The organism is Micropruina sp. (genome assembly GCF_047606665.1).
Lineage (GTDB): Bacteria > Actinomycetota > Actinomycetes > Propionibacteriales > Propionibacteriaceae > Micropruina.
This window is the reverse complement of the sequence record NZ_JASGEF010000017.1, coordinates 1-18,197: the sequence shown is the minus strand read 5'-3', so window position 1 is coordinate 18,197 and position 18,197 is coordinate 1. Positions and strand designations below refer to the sequence as shown.

Sequence of the window (18,197 nt, the reverse complement as noted above, 5' to 3'; positions counted from 1 at the left end):
AAGACATCGCGCGGAGCGCCGTGAGCCGTGGCCCGGCCGGTACGGGGGCGGCGAATCGTGCCTGAGATCAGTCGCCGGCAGGCCCTGGCCGCGGCCTCGGCCGCGTATGTGACCTGGGGATTCCTGCCGCCCTTCCTCGCCTCGCTGAAGCCGGCCGGTCCGCTGGAGATCCTGGCGCACCGGGTGGTCTGGTCGTTCGTGCTGGTGCTGGCACTGCTGTTCGCGCTGCGCGGCGGCTGGGCCTGGCTGTGGACGTCGGTCTTCACCCGCGCCGCGCTGCCCAGTCTGATCGCGGCGGCCGGGCTGATCGGCACCAACTGGCTGGTCTACATCTGGGCGGTCAACAACGGCCATGTGGTCGAGGCGTCCCTGGGATATTTCATCAATCCGCTGGTAATCGTGCTGGCGGGCGTGGTGCTGTTCGGCGAGCGGATGGGTCTCGGCGCCAGAATCGGCGGCGGCATCACCCTGGCCGGCGTGATCGTGATCTCGGCCGCAAGCTGGCAGGGACTATGGGTGTCGCTGTCGCTGGCGGTGAGCTTCGCCCTGTACGGAGTGGTCAAGAAGAGGTCCACCCTGACCGCGCTGCAGGGTTTGCTGGTCGAGTCGGCATTTCTTCTTCCGCTCGCCGTGCCCTATCTGCTCTGGCTGGGCCCCGACGGCCAGTTCGGGCGCGCGGCGGGCCTGACGACGCTGATGGTGCTGGCCGGAGCAGTGACCGCGCTGCCGTTGTGGTGCTTCGCGGTGGCGGCCCCGCGGCTGCCGTTCGGCGTGCTGGGCGTGTTGCAGTACGTCTCCCCCACCATTCAGTTCCTGCTCGGCATCACCCTGTTCGGCGAGCACGTGACGTTGACCTACTGGATCGGTCTGATCGCGGTATGGATCGGTTCGGTGACCTACCTGACCCTGACGATCCGGGCGCATCAGCCTCCGCCGGCGACCGAGCCGGTATAGCTGGCCGCGCCAACACGAAATGTCTGCACTCATCATGAATCGCTGCGTTCATGAATCGCTGCGTCGAGCACGCCGCGACTCGCCCCACGAGTGCAGACATTTCGTGTTGGCGTGTCTCCGGACGCGACCCGGCCGGGTCTTTGGTCAGCGCAGGCCGACGGGTCGTTCCAGGGCCTGCTCGATCAGGTCGGTGATCAGGGCGGTGTAGTCGATGCCGGAGGCGGCCCACAGCGCCGGGAACATGGAGATGTGGGTGAAGCCGGGCATCGTGTTGATCTCGTTGACCAGCACCTCGCCGTCCGCGGTCAGGAACAGGTCGACCCGGGCCAACCCCTCGGCACCCATCGCCTCGAAGGTGCGGGCGGCCACCTCGGCGGCACGGACGCGGAGATCGTCGTCCATCGCTGTGGGCACCTTCAGGATGGCGTCGTCGTCGGAGACGTATTTGGCGTCGAAGTCGTAGAAGGCACCGTCGGTGCGCATCACGATCTCGCCCGGCAGCGACACCCGTGGCGCTCCGCCGCGTCCACCCAGCACCGCGAACTCGACCTCGCGGGCGCCCAGCACGCCCTCTTCGATGACCAGCTTCGGGTCGAATTTCTGCGCGAACAGGACGGCTTGTTCGAGCTCGTCGACGGCGTCCACCTTGGTGATGCCGACGCTGGATCCACCACGGGCCGGCTTCACGAAGACCGGGAAGCCGAGCGCCGCGATGCGCTTCAATGATGCCTCCCGCTCCTGCTTCCATTGCCGGTCGGTGACGGTGACGAAGCGGCAGCAGGGCAGCCCAGACGCCGCCAGCGTCCGCTTCATCAGGTCTTTGTCCATGCCGTTGGCGCTGGCCGCGACGCCCGAACCCACGTAGGTGATGCCGAGCATCTCGAACATGCCCTGGATGGTGCCATCCTCGCCGAACGGGCCGTGCAGCAGGGTGAACGCCACGTCGAAACCGCGGACGTCGACCAACCGGTCGCCGACGATTGTGGCGATCCGTGCGCTGGCGCCGTCCGCACCAGGCAGCAGCACCGCGGTCGGCCGGGACTCGTCCAGCCGGGGCAGCTCGTCGCCCTGTTTGCGCAGCTCGCGCACTTCGTCGGCGTCCACCTGCACCCAGCGTCCGGACGGCGTGATGCCGATGCCGACCACCTCGAAGCGCTCGGAGTCGATGGCACGGCTGACGCCGCCGGCGGTCAGGCAGGACACGTCGTGCTCGGAGCTGGTGCCTCCGAAGACGATGCCCACCCGTGTGCGCTGAGTCATGCTTCCTCCTGCGTTCGGCGTCCACCGAAACCCTAACGGTCGGTCCCAGATCTGGTCACCGCGGCACCCCGATGGCCGTCCGACGGACGATTCGATGGATGCCTCCGACGCGGCCGCCGCTCGGGGACGGTTCCTTTCCGGTTCACCACCGCCGAGGCGTCCGGGTCAGACGACATCGCCCGCCCAGTCCCGCGGGATCCGCTTCCCGGCGCGCCGGTCGTAGCGGTCCTTGGGCGGGGTCTCCTGGCGCAACTCGCCGATCAGCGCGGTGATCGCGTCCATGATCCGCAGGCTGCCCTCGGCGGCGGCGGTCGGCGAGTCGCTGGCGTCGTACAGATCGCACAGGTCCACCGGGTCGCCGACCAGCACCCGGATGGTCGCGCGCGGCAGCAGCCGCGGCATGGACGCCCGGCGATTCGGCATCACCTGATGCGCCCCCCAGTGCGCGATCGGCACCACCGGGGCACCGGTCTGGAACGCCAGCCGAGCGGCACCGGGATGCCCGGTCATCGGCCAGCGGTCTGGGTCGGCGGTGATGGTGCCCTCGGGAAAGATCACCACGCATTCCCCTCGTGCCAGGGCCTCGGCGGCGGCCGTCAGCGATTCGGCCGCCCGCGGCGTCCGGCGCTCGACCGGGATCTGGGCCAGCGAACGGGCCAGCCAGCCGACCACCGGCACCTGCCACAACTCGCTCTTGGCCAGCGCGCGCGGCCAGCGTCCGTGCCAGATCAGGAAATGCCCGAGCGCGAACGCGTCGAAATTCGACAGATGGTTGGTCACCACGATCACGGGGCCGGTCCGCGGCAGCTTCTCGCCATCGCGCCAATCCTGTTTGGTGACCACCCGCAGAACGGGCGCGACCACCTGTGCCAGAGTTCGGAACAACGGCTCCGCCGGCGCATCGTTCACCGCCGAGAGCGGCAATGCTGCGCGCGACATTTCGGGCTCCTAGGACTCGATCGGGCCTAGGTTACTGGCCGTTTCAACAGGCCTGCAGTACCCCGTGAGGGGACGTGTCCAAACTGCAACAAAGCCTGTCCGGACGCCAGTGTCGCGTCCGATCTGCACCGGGCAATCCGAATATAACTAGGAATTCTCGTCAGGAAAAGCTTGTGCCGTGCCGGGACGCCCGACCCCGTTCTCTACCGTCCCGGATGACGGCGCGCAGCTCAGCCGGCCGTGCGGGCCGGCAGCGTGCGCGGCAGGAAGGACGGCCGCCGGGCCTCGAACTCGCTGATCAGATCGGCGTGCTGCAGGGTGAGGCCGATGTCGTCCAGGCCCTCCAACAGGCGGTGCCGGGTGTAGTCGTCGATCGCGAAATCGTACGAGCCCTCGGCGGTGGTGATGGTCTTGTCGACCAGGCTCACCTCGACGGTGGCGCCGGGATTCGCCTCGACGAAGGCCCAGAGCTGCTCGACGACGTCCTGTGTCACGACGGCGATCAGCAGGCCGGCCTTGCCCGAGTTGGAGCGGAAGATGTCGCCGAACCGGGAACCGATGACGACCTTGAAGCCGTAGTTCTGCAACGCCCAGACGGCATGCTCGCGCGACGAGCCGGTGCCGAAGTCGGGTCCGGCGATCAGCACCGAGCCGTTGGCGTAGGCAGGGTTGTTGATCACGAAGTCGGGATCGTTGCGCCAGGCGGCGAACAGGCCGTCCTCGAAGCCCGTGCGGGTGACCCGCTTGAGGTAGACGGCGGGGATGATCTGGTCGGTGTCGACGTTGCTGCGGCGCAGCGGGACGGCCACACCGGTGTGCGAGCTGAACTTGTCCATTGTCGTTGCTCCTTACAGATCGGCCGGGGACGACAGGGTGCCGCGGATGGCGGTGGCCGCTGCCACCGGGGGCGACACCAGGTGGGTGCGGCCGCCCTTGCCCTGGCGACCCTCGAAGTTGCGGTTGGAGGTGGACGCGGAACGCTCACCGGGCGCCAGCTGGTCGGGGTTCATGCCCAGACACATCGAGCAGCCGGCCTCGCGCCATTCGGCGCCGGCCTCCTTGAAGATCTGGTCGAGGCCCTCTTCCATGGCCTGCAGCCGAACCCGTGCCGAACCCGGCACCACCAGCATCCGGACGCCGTCGGCGACCCGGCGTCCCTTGATCACCGAGGCGGCCAGCCGCAGGTCTTCGATCCGGCCGTTGGTGCACGAGCCGAGGAAGACGGTGTCAACCCGGATGTCGCGCATCGGCGTCCCGGCCTGGAGCGCCATGTACTCCAGGGCGCGCTCGGCAGCGGCCTTCTCGACCGGATCGTCGAAGGCGTCCGGCGCCGGCACGGTCGCGCCCAGCGGGACGCCCTGTCCGGGGTTGGTGCCCCAGGTGACGAACGGCGTGAGCTCGTCGGCGTTCAGGTCGACCTCGACGTCGAAGACGGCGTCGTCGTCGGTGTACAGGGTCTTCCAGTACTCGACCGCGGCGTCCCAGTCGGCGCCCTGCGGGGCGTGCGGGCGTCCCTTCAGGTAGGCGAAGGTGGTCTCGTCGGGCGCCACCATGCCGGCCTTCGCGCCCCATTCGATCGACATATTGCAGATCGTCATGCGGCCTTCCATGCTCATCTCGCGCATGACGTTTCCGCGGTACTCGACCACGTAGCCCTGACCGCCGCCGGTGCCCACCTTGGCGATCAGCGCCAGCACCACGTCCTTGGGGGTCACCCCGTCGGCCAGCGTGCCGTTGATGTTGATCGCCATCGTCTTGGGACGGGCCTGCGGCAGCGTCTGGGTGGCCAGCACATGCTCGACCTCGGAGGTGCCGATGCCGAAGGCCAGCGCGCCGAACGCGCCGTGGGTCGAGGTGTGCGAGTCACCGCAGACCACGGTCAGGCCGGGCTGGGTCAGGCCCAGCTGCGGACCGATGATGTGCACCACGCCCTGGTCTTTGTCGCCCAGCGAATGGATCCGGACGCCGAACTCCTTGGCGTTGTTGCGCAAGGTGTCGACCTGCAGCTTGCTGACCGGGTCGGCGATCGGGCTGAGGATGTTCAGCGTGGGGGTGTTGTGGTCTTCGGTGGCCATCGTCAGGTCGGTGCGGCGGACGCCACGGCCGGCCATCCGCAGGCCGTCGAAGGCCTGCGGCGACGTCACCTCGTGGACGAGATGCAGGTCGATGTAGAGCAGATCCGGCTCTCCGGCGGCGCTTCGGACGACGTGGTTCTCCCACACTTTGTCGCTGAGTGTCTTGCCCATGCTGCCTCCCAGATGCTGGCACGCGGATCGAACGGCTGGCCACGATACGCCGCGAACGATTGCGATTGACCGCAAACGCTTGCATATCATGATTCGAGACGGCAGTATCGGCCTATGGACAACTCTAGTGGCGTTGGGGTGCTCGACAAAGCCGCCTTGGTTCTGACGGCCCTGGAACAGGGGCCGACGACCCTCGCGGGGCTGGTCACGGCGACCGGGCTGGCCCGTCCCACCGCTCACCGGCTGGCCGTTGCGCTGGAGCATCACCGCCTGGTCAGCCGCGATCTGCAGGGCCGTTTCGTGCTAGGCCCGCGGCTCACCGAGCTCGCGTCCGCCGCCGGCGAGGACCGGCTGCTGGCCACCGCCGGCCCCGTGCTCGCCCGGCTGCGCGACATCACCGGCGAATCCGCCCAGTTGTTCCGCAGGCAGGGCGACATGCGGGTCTGCGCCGCCGCCGCCGAGCGTCCGGCCGGTCTGCGCGACACCGTCCCGGTCGGCTCGCAGCTGACCATGTCTGCCGGCTCGGCGGCACAGGTGCTGCTGGCCTGGGAAGATCCCGAGCGCATCCAGCGCGGGCTGCTCAGCTCGTCCTTCTCCGCCGTCGCGCTGGCTACCGTCCGACGTCGCGGCTGGGCCCAATCGGTCGGCGAACGCGAGAACGGCGTGGCGTCGGTGTCGGCACCGGTGCGCTCCCCCTCCGGCAAGGTGATCGCCGCGGTCAGCGTCTCCGGCCCGATAGAGCGCCTCTCCCGCCAGCCCGGACGCCTGCACGCCCCCGCCGTGATGGCCGCTGCTGAACGCCTCAGCGAGGTCCTGCGCCGCTCCGGCGCCGAAGGCTGACCTTCGGGGACGGCAGACATTTCGGGGACGGTTCTCTCCCGTTCGAAAATCGCATGCTCGGGGACGGTTCTTCCGGGTGTGAAAGTCGCACGCCGAGGGGACGGTTCTCCCTCGTTCGAATCACGCACGCATGGGGACAGTTCTCCACTGGACGCGCCGGCGACTTCGGCGAGTTGCGGACTCAGATCATCGGGTTATCCACAGATTGCCGCAGACCCCTCGTCCGGCTGACAACGGCTCCGTAGGCTCGTGCCCCCAGACGAACGGAGGGTGCCATGGCTCGCGAGGCTCGACAACTCGCCGAATCCGGGATCTATCACGTCATGCTCCGGGGCGTGAATCGAGACGCGATCTTCTTGGAAGATGAGGACTTCGAACGGTTCCTCCGAGCGCTCAGCGTCACCAAGAACACATCGGGGTGCCTGGTGCTCGCCTACTGCTTGATGACCAACCATGTCCATCTCGTCGTCCGCACGGCGCACGAGCCGCTCGCAACGGTGATGAAGCGCCTCGGCGTCCGCTATGCCGGTTGGTTCAACCGCAAGTACGGACGAGTTGGGCACCTGTTCCAGGATCGCTTCAGAAGTCGGCCGGTGGATACCGACGAGTACCTACTGACTCTTCTTCGCTACGTGTGGGCCAATCCGGTGGAGGCGGGTCTCGCGGATCGTGCGGAGAGCTACCGGTGGAGCAGCCGACGCCACCTCGATGAAAGGTCAGGACTGGTCGACAACGACGAACTGGAAAAGCTGGTTCCGAACGGCAGCCTGCGTGAGCTCGACACCACGACCCCGATCCAGTCGGAAGCGAAGCTGCTCGGACAGCGGCAGACCGGCCCCACCCAGACTGAGGTCGGCGATCTCCTTCACGAAATCTGCGGGGTTTGCCAGCCAGCCGAGTTCCACGATCTCCCACTGTCGGTCCGACGGCGGACGGTCAACGAACTCCGGACGCGAGGCGTCCGATATGCGCAGATCGCCGTGGCAACCGGCTCGACGCTGTACGCCGTGCGCAAGCTCCAAGCTGGGGGAAGCCGACCAACCCGACCATAGCCGTCCTCGGGTTGGCGATCGCCTGCGGCAGCCCAGGAGAACCGTCCCCGTGCATGCGATTCTCGAACGTGGAAGAACCGTCCCCAGCGTGCGTCCCGAACGTGGAAGAACCGTCCCCAGCGTGCGTCCCCCAGCGTGCGAATTTCGAAACGGGAAGAACCGTCCCCACTCAGGCGGTGGCCCTCGGGGAGAAGATGTGCACCTTGGCGCCGATCGGGGTGTTCTTGAAGATCCAGATCGCGTCACTGAGCTTGCCAATGTTCACGCACCCATGGCTGGACTGCGCGTAGCCCACCCGGTTGAAACCGGACGAGTAGTGCACATACATGTCGGGGTAGAACATCGTGCTGTACGGCATTGCGCCCGAACCGTAGTTCTCGGACGCCGGGTTGACCTGCTTGTCGTAGACTTTCCAGGTGCCGTTCGCGGTCGGGAAGTTGCGCCAGATGTGGGTCTTGGCGTGCTGCGCATAGCCACCCAGCCGCACCTTGAACTTCTTCACGACCTTGCCGTTGCGCAGCCAGGTGAGGGTGCGGTGGGCCTGGTCGACGCACAGTACGACGCCCTTGGTGAAGCAGGTCTTCGGCAGTTCCTTGGACACCGTCGGCGCCTTGGTGGCCAGCGCTAGCCAGGTATCCTTGCCGACCCAGCCGTCGGCATCCAGGCCGCGCGAACGCTGGTAGTTGAGAATCGCGTTCGCCCCGGCCACGCTGACGTAGCGGGTCTTGGCCCACGGGTAGAACCCGGCCTTCTTGAGCTCGGTCTGCAGCAGCGTCACACACGTCCCGGACGACCCGGCGCGCAGCGTCTTGGGCAGACAGGCCTTGAACTGCTTACGCTTGGCGGCGCTCAGGTGCGCGAGCGGGTCGGGCGGGGAGGTCGGCGTGACGGTCGCGGTCGGCGTGGGCGTGACGGACGTCGAGACGCTCGGCTGCGTCGCCGGAGCCGACTCACTGCCGGCAGGCGCCGGCTGAGCCGCGGGCGTGACCGCGCAACCCCCCAGCAGAAGCAGGGATGCGGTCGCCGCGGCACCAAGACGCACGGCGCCGCGAGGCGACGACGAGGTACCGGCGTGGGCGGGGAACGTGAGGCGGGCTGGTCTCACCACGGTCCTTCCAGATGTTGAAACTTGTCGCATTCTACCGTCTGCGGAACGGCACCTCGACCACGGCAGCCCAGCGCACCCCGGCACGTTGACCCGAGGAGCGCGACCGTTGGTGGTCGAAACGTAGAATTGCGGGTGAATCACGAAGCCACCGTCGGTATAAAACGCGCCTCGATCGCAGGTCACCGTTCGCCTGTCGCAGTGCCGGCGGGAGGTCGATACGGCAATGTCTGCAAGCATCTCCACGATTGCCGGCAGCCTGCGCGACGCGGACGGCTCGTACGGGCGGCGTCCGCCCCCGACCGGTCGACGCACCCCACTCAGCTCAGCGGAGCGGGCGTCCCGTTCGCCCGAGGCAGCCACCACCCGCGGAAAGCGACCAGGCCCCCTTCAGAACTGATCTGGAGGGGGCCTCGAATCGCAGCCCCGACGGGATTCGAACCCGCGCTACCGCCTTGAGAGGGCGGCGTGCTAGGCCGCTACACAACGGGGCCCTAGCGATCGCACGAAGCGACCCGACGAAGATTACCAAGCCAGCACAGCTGAGGCGAATCCTCTGCGCTGGGGTACTAGGACTCGAACCTAGACTGACGGAACCAGAATCCGGCGGGCTGCCAATTACCCCATACCCCATCGCTGGCCGCGACCGGCCAACGAGGAGCAACGTTACCGAATCCCCGCAGCCGCCTCCAAATCAGGGTCGCCGAGGCCAGGTGCCGGAACTCCCGCCCCCCGCCGGCGGTGTGGTAACCGCCAGCCGCAGCCGGCGTCCGATCAGCAGGGCCAGAAGGGCGAAGACGCCGAACCCGCCGAGATCCCAGGCCAGATCGGCCCAGCCGATCACCTGGGTGGCCTTCACCTGGGCGATCGTGGAGTACAGCCCGGCATAGCCGAAGGCCATCAGGTTGTTCACCGCGTGGGCGCCGATCGCGGCCTCCAGGCCCCCGGTACGGACCACCAGGATGCCGGCCAGCACGCCGAAGGCGAACCGATCCAGGAACAGCGGCAGGTTCTGGGTGCCGTGGAAGAGGGCGAACAGGACCGCCGAACAGATCACCCCGAACCAGGGCCGTGGCAGCAGAGTCTGGAACGCCTGCAGCAGGTAGCCGCGGAAGAAGAACTCCTCCGCGGCGGCCTGCAGCGGCGAGGTCAGCACGGTGACCGCCAGGAAGACCCAGTAGTCGGCCTGCGGTTGCAGCACCGGGAACGGCTGACCCAACTGCCGCGCGAACAGCATCAGATTGAACACCACGAACGCCACCGCCATGCTGATCAGCAGGTAGCGCCAGCGGAACCAGGGACGTACCGACGCCAGCCACTCCGGATGCCGGCGATGCACGAGCAGCACGATGGCGAGGCTGATCGGGATCAACGTGATCAGCGCCAGGTGCGCCGACAACATGCCCCACGGGATGTCGAACCGCGCCACCGCACGCAGCCAGTCGGCGTACTCGCCGCCCGGGCTGAGCAGCAGCCAGCCGAGGGCGGCCATCAGCTGCGAGACCGCCGGTGCGACCAGCAGAAACAGCAGGACGGCGGTCATGATGCCGACCAGCGAGGGCAGCTTGGGCTGATCGTCGGCGCCGCTCAGGATCTCGTCGTAGCGCGCGCCGGACGGCGTCCGCTCGGTCGCGAAGCGATCCACCCAGGAACCGGCGGGGGACGAACCCACCTCAGTCCTCCGCGACGACCGGGTTGGTCAACGAGCCCAGCCCGTCGATGCTCACCGTCACCGAGTCCCCCGGCAGCATCGGGCCAACGCCGTGCGGCGTCCCGGTCAGGATCACGTCGCCGGGCAGCAGGGTGGTGAAACTGGTGATGAACTCGATCAGCCGCGGGATCGGGTAGACCATCAGCGAGGTGTCCGATTCCTGCCGGGGTTCGCCGTTGAGGGTGGTGGTCAGCCGCAGGTTGCCGGCCTCGGCCACGCTCAGATGGGTGGAGATCCACGGGCCCAGCGGGCAGAACGAGTCGTAGCCCTTGGCCCGGCTCCACTGCCGGTCCTTGGCCTGCAGGTCGCGGCAGGTGACGTCGTTGGCGATGGTGTAGCCAAAGATCACCTCGGCTGCCCGGTCGGCGGGGACGCGGCGGCAGATCCGTCCGATCACGATCGCCAGCTCGCCCTCGAAGTGCAGGTCGGCGGTCTCCGGCGGGTAGACGATCGGCTCGCCCGGCCCGATCACCGAGGTGTTCGGCTTGAGGAACACCAGCGGCTCGGACGGCACCGTCGAGTGGAACTCGGCGGCGTGCGCCGCGTAGTTCTTGCCGATGGCGACCACCTTGCTGCGCGGGATCACCGGGCTGACCAGGCGGACGTCGTCCAGGGAGTGCCGTTCGCCGGTGTACTTGACCGGTCCGGCCAGCGGGTCGCCGTTGATCGCCGCGATGGTGTCGGGGTGGTCGCCAGCATCCGCGGCGAGTTCGACGATGCCGAAACCTGGGTCGCCTCCGTCGGCGACATAACGGGCGATGCGCATGGCGGCAGCCTAGTAGAGGGACTCGAGTCTGAAATCGACCCCAAAGTGGTGCGGCCGTCGTGAGGATCTGAGCGGTGCCGAGTGGCCGGCGCCCAGGATCGCTGTGCACTCTGGGGTCGATTTCAGACTCAAGCCGACTACAGGGCGCTGGCGGTGCGACCGAGAGTTCGGGGTGGACCCGATGTGGCGGCAGCGGTCTCCCAGACGAGTGCCGCGGCACCGCTTGGCGAGCGGTCTGGGCAGTGTAGTGCGCCGCCCAGCGCCGCGGCGGGCAGACACGCCCGAAATAGTCACATTGACTAATACCTGCCAGACTTGGGCGTGGGCCGCCTTCCCCCTCTCGGTGCCCACTGAGAACCCTTTGCACGATTCGAAAGGCTTGAAACCCCATGCTGAAGCTGACCGGCTCCCGGAAGTCCGCCACCCGCAAGATCACTTTCGCGCTGCCGTCCGACCACCCCGCCGGAAAGATCTCCGTGGTGGGCAACTTCAACGACTGGACCCCCGGCGCCGCCCCGCTGAAGAAGCGCTCCAACGGCACCATCAGCGCCACCGTGACCGTGCCGTCCGACTACATCGTCGCCTTCCGCTATCTCGGCGAGAACGGCCAGTGGTTCGACGAGCAGGACGCCGACTTCATCGACGCCGGCGCCAGCGTCATCCTCGCGCCGGCGAAGTGAGCCGGCCCGTCACTGGTTGAGCCTGTCGACACCAAGCTCCCACCGCTGATCGAGCTTGTCGAGATCCTTCCGAGGGGTCTCGACAAGCTCAACCGACGAGCCCGCGCGAGGTCTCGACCGACGAAAGGCCCTAGCGATCCTGGCCGAGGCGGCGCCGGTCGAACCAGTTCGCACCGCGCGCCCTGAAAGTGCCCAGGCCGATCGATCCGCGGGCCACGATCAGAGGGTTGCCCCAGGCCGCCTGGCTGGGCACCTTGGACCGGACCGTGCCCCAGGTCTTGCCGAGCCGGTCGCAGACCACTCCCCATCCTTCCGGAACGATGACCAGGACGGTGTCCGCGCCCGGCAACACCTCGAGGTCGATGATCTCGCTCGTCGCACTCGCCTGCAGGCAGTCCAGCCGGACATTGTCGGCCAACGCCTGCACCTGCAGGAACGGCGGCACCTCCCATGCCCCGGTGCGCTTGGCACCGCTGAAACCGGCGCTGAGCACCAGTGGGTCGGACGGCGAGAAGCCCGGCCGCATCGCCGGTATCGGGCCTGGCGTGCGCTGGTACACCGGTGCCGCCGGATACGGCTCCACCTGCCGCAGCTGGACGGCCGGCATCGGCCCGGTGTCCGCCGGCGGACGCAGGTCGGCCAGCACGGCGTCCAGGTCACCGTAGGTGCGGGCGGCCCACGCCGCCGCGACACGCTCGGCCAGCTCGTCCGGAGCGAGCTTGCCGTCGGCGGCCGCCCGCTCCAATTCGGCGACGGCAACCTCGCGCTCGAGGGTGCCGACCCGTAGGTGTGCGTTCGGCTTGGTCATGGGCCGATCCTAGGAGGTCGCGGACCGCCTCATTGCGCGGAACCTGTCAGTTGTGCTTGGTCAGGCCCCAGCGGTAGGCGTCGTAGAGCGCCTCCCAGCTGGCCTCGATCACGTTGGTGCCGACGCCGACGGTCGTCCAGGTGCGGACGCCGTCGGTGGTGTCGATCAGGGTGCGGACGATCGCGTCGGTGCCGTGGCCCTGGTCGAGGATGCGCACCCGGTAGTCGGTCAGTTCGAAGTCGTCCACCTGCGGGTAGGCCTGCTTCAGCGCCGTCCGCAGCGCGTGGTCCAGAGCGTTCAGCGGGCCGTGGCCCTCGCCGACGAAGGACAGCGTCTCGCCGCGCGCCCGGAGCTTCACCGTCGCCTCGGAGTCGCCCTCGGGCCGCACCTCATGCTGAGTGAACACCCGCCAGGTGAGCACCTCGAAGAAGTCGTCGGTCATGCCCAGTTCACCGCGCAGCAGCAGCTCGAAGCTGGCGTCCGCCGACTCGTAGCTGTAGCCGTCCATCTCGCGCTGCTTGACGGTGTCGGTGATCCGACCCGCCAGCTCGCGATCGGACAGGTCGTAGCCCAGCTCTTCGCCCTTGAGCTGGATGTTGGCGCGTCCGGCCATGTCGGACACCAGCATGCGCATGTCGTTGCCGACCAGAGTGGGGTCGATGTGCTGGTAGAGGTTGGCGTCCACCTTGATCGCAGACGCGTGCAGCCCGGCCTTGTGCGCGAAGGCCGAGAAGCCGACATAGGGCTGCTTGGTGTTCGGCGGCACGTTGGTGACGCCGGCGATGGCGTGGCTGATCCGGGTGGCGTCGCGCAGCGCCGACTCCGACACCAGCGACCAGCCATATTTGAGCTGCAGGTTGGCGATCAGCGTGATGATGTTGGCGTTGCCGGTGCGTTCGCCATGCCCGTTGACGGTGCCCTGGATGTGCATCACGCCGGCGTCCACGGCGGCCATCGTGTTGGCCACCGCACACCCGGTGTCGTTGTGGCAGTGGACGCCGAGGTCGACTCCGATCTCGGCGGCGGCGGTGACCACGTCGCCCATCTGGGACGGCAGCATGCCGCCGTTGGTGTCGCAGAGCACCGCCACCTCGGCGCCGGCCTCGGCGGCGGCCCGGACGCATTCCAGCGCATACGCGGGGTTCTCGCGGTAGCCGTCGAAGAAGTGCTCGCAGTCGACGAACACCCGGCGTCCGGCCGCCACCAGGTGGCTGACGGTGTCCCGGATCATCTCCAGGTTCTCCTCCAGCGTGGTGTGCAGTGCCCGGAAGACGTGCTCGGAATGACTCTTCGCCACGATGCACACCACCGGCGTGCGGGCGTCGATCAGCGCCTGGACCATCGGGTCTTTCGCCGCAGTGGTTCCGACCCGGCGGGTGAAGCCGAACGCCACCAGCTGGGCTTGCTGCAAGGTCAGCTCACCGTCGGCGGCGGCGGCGAAGAACGCGGTGTCGTTGGGGTTGGCGCCCGGCCAGCCGCCCTCGATGAAGTCGACGCCCAGCTGATCGAGCAGAACCGCGATGCGGAGCTTGTCGGCCACGGAGAGCTGGAGGCCCTCCTGCTGCGCGCCATCGCGCAGCGTGGTGTCGAAGACATGGAAGGTGTCCGGCGCGACAGGAAAGCTCGACATTGTGCCCTCGTTCGTCTAGGGAATCTCGCGCGACAACACGCGACAACCAATGGAGTGTGCCCCGCTCGGCGTCCGGTCATTCATCGGATCTCAGGCACTGAGACCGGCTGAGAGACGTCCGGTTCAACCGACCGGAAGCCGGCCGGGTTTGCCCCAGCGACCCGGCACCGGTAAGACAGGTCCATGGCCATCACTATTGCCCGGGGCGTCCCGGTCGCGACCGCCGGAGATCCGCCCGAGGTGGGCTCGCCGCTGCCACCGTTCACTTTGACCCTTCCCGACCTCGCCGAGGTGAGTTCGGCCGAGTTCGCCGGACGCACCCTGGTGCTCAACATCTTTCCCAGCGTCGACACTCGCGTGTGCGCGTTGACCGTGCGACGGTTCAACGAGTTGGCGGCCGGTTTGACCGACACCACCGTGCTCTGCGTCTCGCACGACCTGCCGTTCGCGCTCGGACGGTTCTGCGGTGCCGAAGGCATCGAGAACGTGGTCGTCGCGTCGGCGTTCCGGTCGAGCTTCGGCCAGGACTACGGGCTGACCCTCACCGATGGCGCGATGCGCGGGCTGCTGGCCCGGACGGTGATCGTCGCTGGCGCCGACGGCAGCATCCGGCACGTGCAGATCACCGAGAACACCAGCGACGAGCCGGACTACGACGCCGCGGTCGCCGCCCTGTCCTGACCCTCCTTCCCTGCGTGCCAGATCCCGGTACGCAGGGAAGGTTCTCTTGGTCACCAGGGACGGTTCTCCCGGTCACCGGTGCGTCGCGAGGGTGCCCGCCGGCCCCGTCCGAGTGTCAAATCGGCTGTGCTTCTCGGCGGTGCCTCGATCATGGCCTTCCAGGGCACCTTCTTCGCCGGCACCCAGGCCAACGGGGTCGCCGTCGGGACGGTGGTCGCGCTCGGTTCCAGCCCGTTGTTCGCCGGCCTGTTCGAGTGGCTGGCCGGACGTCCGCTCAGCCCACGATGGCTGGTCGCCACCCTGGTCGCGGTCGCCGGCCTGGTGCTGCTGTCGGGTGCGCTCGGGTCGGTGTCCGCCCCCGAGCCGCTGGGCCTGTTGCTCTCGACCGTGGCCGGAGCCTCGTACGACGCCTATGCCATTGCGGCCGCACCCTGCTGCGACAAAGCACTCGCGCGCTAATCGCGACCACCGCCATCCTCGGCACGAGCGGGGTGATCGCCGCCGTCATCCTGCCGTTCGCCGACACCAGTCGGCTGGCCGAGCCGTCCCGGGCTGGCGATGGCGTTCTGGCTCGGACCGGTGACTGTGATCGCCGCCTACCTGTTGATGGGGACGGCGCTGCGCGCCGCTGTCAGCCTCGACCGCAGTCACCCTGGGTCTGGCCGAGCCAATCACCGCGGCCACCCTGGGCGTCGTGGTGCTCGGTGAGACCCTGACGCGGATGCAGTGGGCCGGGCTGGCTGCTGTCCTGGTCGGCGTGCTGATCGCTGGAACCCGTAGCCGCATGCGAACGCGGCCGAACTGATCACCGTCGGTCGAGCTTGTCGAGACCTCAAACCAAGTGCTGACAAAGGATGGTTTCGACAAGCTCAACCAGCGAAGAGACTCCAGGTCAAACGACCCGGCGCAGCCAGCCGTGGGTATCCTCGGCACGGCCGTACTGGAGATCGAGGATCGCTTCACGGATCTGCAGGGTCCGCTCCCCCGGCTCCGACCCCACCGCGTGGTTGCCCTGCCGGGAGCGGAACTCCGCCACCGGGGTCAGCACCGCGGCCGTGCCACAGGCAAAGGCCTCGATGATGTCGCCGGAGTCGACCCGATCGAAGATCTCGGCGAGGGTAATCGTCCGGGCCACCGGACGCAGACCCAGCTCGGACGCCACCGTCAGGATCGAGTCGCGGGTGACGCCCTCCAGGATGGTCCCGGTGAGCGCCGGCGTGATCAGTTCGCCCTCGGCGGTGATCACCATGATGTTCATACCGCCGAGCTCTTCGGTATTGACCCCGGTGCCGGCGTCCGCGAAGAGCACCTGCGAGCAGCCGTGCGCGGCGCCCTCGTACTGGGCGATCAGCGACGAGGCGTAGTTGCCACCGCACTTGGCCGCCCCGGTGCCGCCCTTGCCGGCCCGGCTGTACTCGTCGGTGACCCAGATGTTGACCGGCTTCACCCCGCCGGGGAAGTACGGGCCGACCGGGCTGGCGATCACCGAATAGGTGACCCGCTGCGCGGCCCGGACGCCCAGGAACGGCTCGTTGGCGAACATGAACGGCCGGATGTACAGGCTGGCCTCGCCGCCCACAGCGGCCGGCGTCCAGGCCGCGTCGACCCGGACCAGCTGCTCGATCGAGGCGAGGAAGTCCTCCACTGGCAACTCAGGCAGCATCAGCCGCCGGGACGAGGCCTGCAACCGCTGGGCGTTCCGTTCAGGACGGAACAGCCAGATCGAGCCGTCTGCGTGCCGGTATGCCTTGAGTCCTTCGAACACCTCCTGCGCGTAGTGCAGTACCGCGCAGGACGGGTCGAGTTGGAACGGCGCATAGGGCACCACGCCGTCCCCGCCCCAGCCGCTGCCCTGCCGCCAGGTCGCCACCGCCATGTGATCGGTGAAGTACGCCCCGAAGCCGGGATCGGCGTGAATCTCGGCGATGCGCTCCGTGCTGGCAGGTGCGGCGTTGCGGGTCAGCGGAAAGGTCAACGGCATGGGCAGGACAATACTCGTGCAGCGCCGCCGCACGGGGTCCGTGGAGCAGTCTGGGTCGACAGACTGCCCTGTCAACCTAAGTTGCTCAGATGATTGCCGTTGAGGTGGCCCGTACCGCGTCCGACACCAGTGACCCGATCTCCGGGCTACGCGCGGTGGCATCGCTGCGCCGGGTCGCCGACATGCTCGATCTGACCCGCACCACCTCCGCCTAAACGGTGGGTTCCTGCGCAGCCCTGAGACGGGCGTCTCAGCCAGTGAGCGGACTTCTACAGTGACGGCATGCCGCAGAACATCGCTGTGATCCCCGGTGACGGGATCGGTCCGGAGGTCGTCACCGAAGGGCTGAAGGTCCTGAACGCCGTTGTCGGGGAGGGTGCCTTCGACTTCGCCCACTACGACCTGGGCGCTGAGCGCTGGCAGCGCACCGGCGAGGTGCTGCCGGACTCGGTGCTGGCCGAACTGGCCCAGGCGGACGCCCTGATCCTCGGTGCGGTCGGCGCCGCTCCCGGCTCGAAGGCGATCCCGTCCGGGCTGCTGGAGCGCGGCCTGCTGCTCAAGCTGCGGTTCGCCTTCGACCACTACGTCAACCTGCGACCGTCCAAGCTGTACCCCGGCGTGGTCACTCCTCTGTCGGACACCGTGGTCGCCCGCGGCCCGATCGACTTCGTCGTGGTCCGCGAGGGCACCGAGGGCCTGTACTGCGGCGTCGGCGGCTCGATGCAGACCGGCACGAAGTTCGAGGTGGCCAACGAGGTCTCGGTGAACACCGCCCACGGCGTCGAGCGGGTCGTCACCGACGCCTTCGAGCGGGCTATGCGCCGCCGTAAGAAGGTCACCCTGGTGCACAAGCACAACGTGCTGGTGAACGCCGGCGGGCTGTGGAACCGGATCTTCACCGCGGTCGCCGCCGAGTACCCCGAAGTGACCACCGACTACCTGCACGTCGACGCCACCATGATCATGCTGGTGCAGGATCCGCAGCGCTTCGACGTCATCGTCACGGACAACCTGTTCGGCGACATCGTCACCGACCTGGCGGCCGCGGTCACCGGCGGCATCGGGCTGGCCGCGTCGGCGAACATCAACCCGTCGGGTGCGTTCCCGTCCATGTTCGAGCCGGTGCACGGCTCGGCCCCGGACATCGCCGGTCAGGGCATCGCCGATCCGACCGCGACCATCTCGTCGATGGCCCTGCTGCTCGACCATCTCGGACGCCGTGACGACGCCGCACGGATCGATGCCGCCGTGAACGCCGACATCGCCGCGCGCGGTTCTGCGAAGCGCTCCACCAGTCAGGTCGGGGACGCGATCGCCGCCCAACTCGGCTGATCGCCGTCTTCACCGGTTCTGCCCTCCCGTCGATGGGAGGGCAGAACTGCTGGCGAGGATGGTCTCGGGAGTCCGGCGTCGCTAAGGAAACGCTGATCAATGCTGTTCCGAGCGAGGACGTGCCCGGCGGGATGAGCTGCGGCCCCCAGATCTTGTGGGCGTACTGGACGTACGGCGCAAGATTTGGGGGCCGCAGATCGCCCGTCCGGGTG

Annotated in this window: 19 protein-coding genes and 2 tRNA genes; 9 read left to right on the top strand and 12 right to left on the bottom strand. The window is 68.1% G+C overall.

The window, feature by feature from the left end; genetic code table 11:
- The first annotated feature begins 57 nt into the window (after positions 1–57).
- Positions 58–954 carry an EamA family transporter RarD gene (gene rarD / locus QM619_RS04300; RefSeq protein WP_415104665.1) on the top strand — a complete coding sequence of 299 codons (897 nt, stop codon included), beginning with the start codon at positions 58–60 and terminating at the stop codon, positions 952–954.
- A 144-nt stretch (positions 955–1,098) separates the two neighbouring features.
- Here the strand turns inward: rarD and QM619_RS04295 are convergent, their stop codons facing one another.
- The 4 genes from QM619_RS04295 to leuC form a co-directional block, all read right to left on the bottom strand.
- Positions 1,099–2,214: a D-alanine--D-alanine ligase family protein gene (locus QM619_RS04295; RefSeq protein WP_415104663.1), complete on the bottom strand. Its 1,116-nt coding sequence runs from the start codon at positions 2,212–2,214 to the stop codon at positions 1,099–1,101.
- Between the two features lie 165 nt (positions 2,215–2,379).
- Positions 2,380–3,153, bottom strand: a complete 774-nt coding sequence (locus tag QM619_RS04290) for a lysophospholipid acyltransferase family protein (RefSeq protein ID WP_415104661.1) — start codon at positions 3,151–3,153, stop codon at positions 2,380–2,382.
- Positions 3,154–3,383: 230 nt separating this feature from the next.
- Positions 3,384–3,989, bottom strand: a complete 606-nt coding sequence (gene leuD / locus QM619_RS04285; RefSeq protein ID WP_415104659.1) for a 3-isopropylmalate dehydratase small subunit — start codon at positions 3,987–3,989, stop codon at positions 3,384–3,386.
- 12 nt (positions 3,990–4,001) lie between these two features.
- Complete coding sequence (gene leuC / locus QM619_RS04280; protein WP_415104657.1) at positions 4,002–5,399, bottom strand: 3-isopropylmalate dehydratase large subunit; 1,398 nt, start codon at positions 5,397–5,399, stop codon at positions 4,002–4,004.
- Between the two features lie 114 nt (positions 5,400–5,513).
- Here leuC and QM619_RS04275 point away from each other — a divergent pair, with 114 nt between their 5' ends.
- A complete protein-coding gene (locus QM619_RS04275) occupies positions 5,514–6,239 on the top strand; it encodes an IclR family transcriptional regulator (protein ID WP_264701618.1) in 726 nt (241 codons plus the stop codon).
- Between the two features lie 275 nt (positions 6,240–6,514).
- A complete protein-coding gene (locus QM619_RS04270; protein WP_415104654.1) occupies positions 6,515–7,291 on the top strand; it encodes a transposase in 777 nt (258 codons plus the stop codon).
- A gap of 169 nt (positions 7,292–7,460) precedes the next feature.
- On the opposite strand, the gene QM619_RS04265 is transcribed toward QM619_RS04270, so the two are convergent.
- The 5 genes from QM619_RS04265 to QM619_RS04245 all read right to left on the bottom strand — a co-directional run bounded on the left by QM619_RS04265 (position 7,461) and on the right by QM619_RS04245 (position 10,873).
- On the bottom strand, positions 7,461–8,396 hold the full coding sequence (locus QM619_RS04265) for a L,D-transpeptidase family protein (protein ID WP_415104652.1): 936 nt from the start codon (positions 8,394–8,396) through the stop codon (positions 7,461–7,463).
- A 421-nt stretch (positions 8,397–8,817) separates the two neighbouring features.
- A tRNA-Glu gene (locus tag QM619_RS04260) sits at positions 8,818–8,890 on the bottom strand.
- A gap of 67 nt (positions 8,891–8,957) precedes the next feature.
- Positions 8,958–9,029: transfer RNA gene (locus tag QM619_RS04255), tRNA-Gln, on the bottom strand.
- Positions 9,030–9,090: 61 nt separating this feature from the next.
- Positions 9,091–10,041: a lysostaphin resistance A-like protein gene (locus tag QM619_RS04250; protein ID WP_415104650.1), complete on the bottom strand. Its 951-nt coding sequence runs from the start codon at positions 10,039–10,041 to the stop codon at positions 9,091–9,093.
- A 28-nt stretch (positions 10,042–10,069) separates the two neighbouring features.
- Positions 10,070–10,873 (bottom strand): fumarylacetoacetate hydrolase family protein, encoded by an 804-nt coding sequence (locus tag QM619_RS04245; RefSeq protein ID WP_415104648.1) that lies wholly within the window; start codon positions 10,871–10,873, stop codon positions 10,070–10,072.
- A 389-nt stretch (positions 10,874–11,262) separates the two neighbouring features.
- Here QM619_RS04245 and QM619_RS04240 point away from each other — a divergent pair, with 389 nt between their 5' ends.
- The gene (locus QM619_RS04240; protein WP_415104646.1) at positions 11,263–11,553 is read left to right on the top strand and encodes an isoamylase early set domain-containing protein; all 291 of its coding nucleotides are present in this window, start codon (positions 11,263–11,265) and stop codon (positions 11,551–11,553) included.
- 130 nt (positions 11,554–11,683) lie between these two features.
- Here the strand turns inward: QM619_RS04240 and QM619_RS04235 are convergent, their stop codons facing one another.
- Positions 11,684–12,361 (bottom strand): DUF1707 SHOCT-like domain-containing protein, encoded by a 678-nt coding sequence (locus tag QM619_RS04235; protein ID WP_415104644.1) that lies wholly within the window; start codon positions 12,359–12,361, stop codon positions 11,684–11,686.
- 46 nt (positions 12,362–12,407) lie between these two features.
- Positions 12,408–13,991 carry a citramalate synthase gene (cimA, locus tag QM619_RS04230; RefSeq protein WP_415104642.1) on the bottom strand — a complete coding sequence of 528 codons (1,584 nt, stop codon included), beginning with the start codon at positions 13,989–13,991 and terminating at the stop codon, positions 12,408–12,410.
- A gap of 183 nt (positions 13,992–14,174) precedes the next feature.
- Between cimA and tpx the strand changes: the two genes are divergently transcribed.
- From tpx to QM619_RS04215, 3 genes are all read left to right on the top strand, one after another.
- A complete protein-coding gene (gene tpx / locus QM619_RS04225) occupies positions 14,175–14,672 on the top strand; it encodes a thiol peroxidase (RefSeq protein WP_415104640.1) in 498 nt (165 codons plus the stop codon).
- Positions 14,673–14,750: 78 nt separating this feature from the next.
- On the top strand, positions 14,751–15,131 hold the full coding sequence (locus QM619_RS04220; protein WP_415104638.1) for an EamA family transporter: 381 nt from the start codon (positions 14,751–14,753) through the stop codon (positions 15,129–15,131).
- A 169-nt stretch (positions 15,132–15,300) separates the two neighbouring features.
- Positions 15,301–15,477 carry an EamA family transporter gene (locus QM619_RS04215; protein ID WP_415104703.1) on the top strand — a complete coding sequence of 59 codons (177 nt, stop codon included), beginning with the start codon at positions 15,301–15,303 and terminating at the stop codon, positions 15,475–15,477.
- Positions 15,478–15,564: 87 nt separating this feature from the next.
- Here the strand turns inward: QM619_RS04215 and QM619_RS04210 are convergent, their stop codons facing one another.
- On the bottom strand, positions 15,565–16,653 hold the full coding sequence (locus QM619_RS04210) for a branched-chain amino acid aminotransferase (protein ID WP_415104636.1): 1,089 nt from the start codon (positions 16,651–16,653) through the stop codon (positions 15,565–15,567).
- 89 nt (positions 16,654–16,742) lie between these two features.
- Here QM619_RS04210 and QM619_RS04205 point away from each other — a divergent pair, with 89 nt between their 5' ends.
- Together QM619_RS04205 and QM619_RS04200 are read left to right on the top strand one after the other, a co-directional pair.
- A complete protein-coding gene (locus QM619_RS04205; RefSeq protein WP_415104634.1) occupies positions 16,743–16,868 on the top strand; it encodes a hypothetical protein in 126 nt (41 codons plus the stop codon).
- A 67-nt stretch (positions 16,869–16,935) separates the two neighbouring features.
- Positions 16,936–17,985: a 3-isopropylmalate dehydrogenase gene (locus tag QM619_RS04200; protein WP_415104632.1), complete on the top strand. Its 1,050-nt coding sequence runs from the start codon at positions 16,936–16,938 to the stop codon at positions 17,983–17,985.
- The last annotated feature ends 212 nt before the right edge of the window (positions 17,986–18,197 follow it).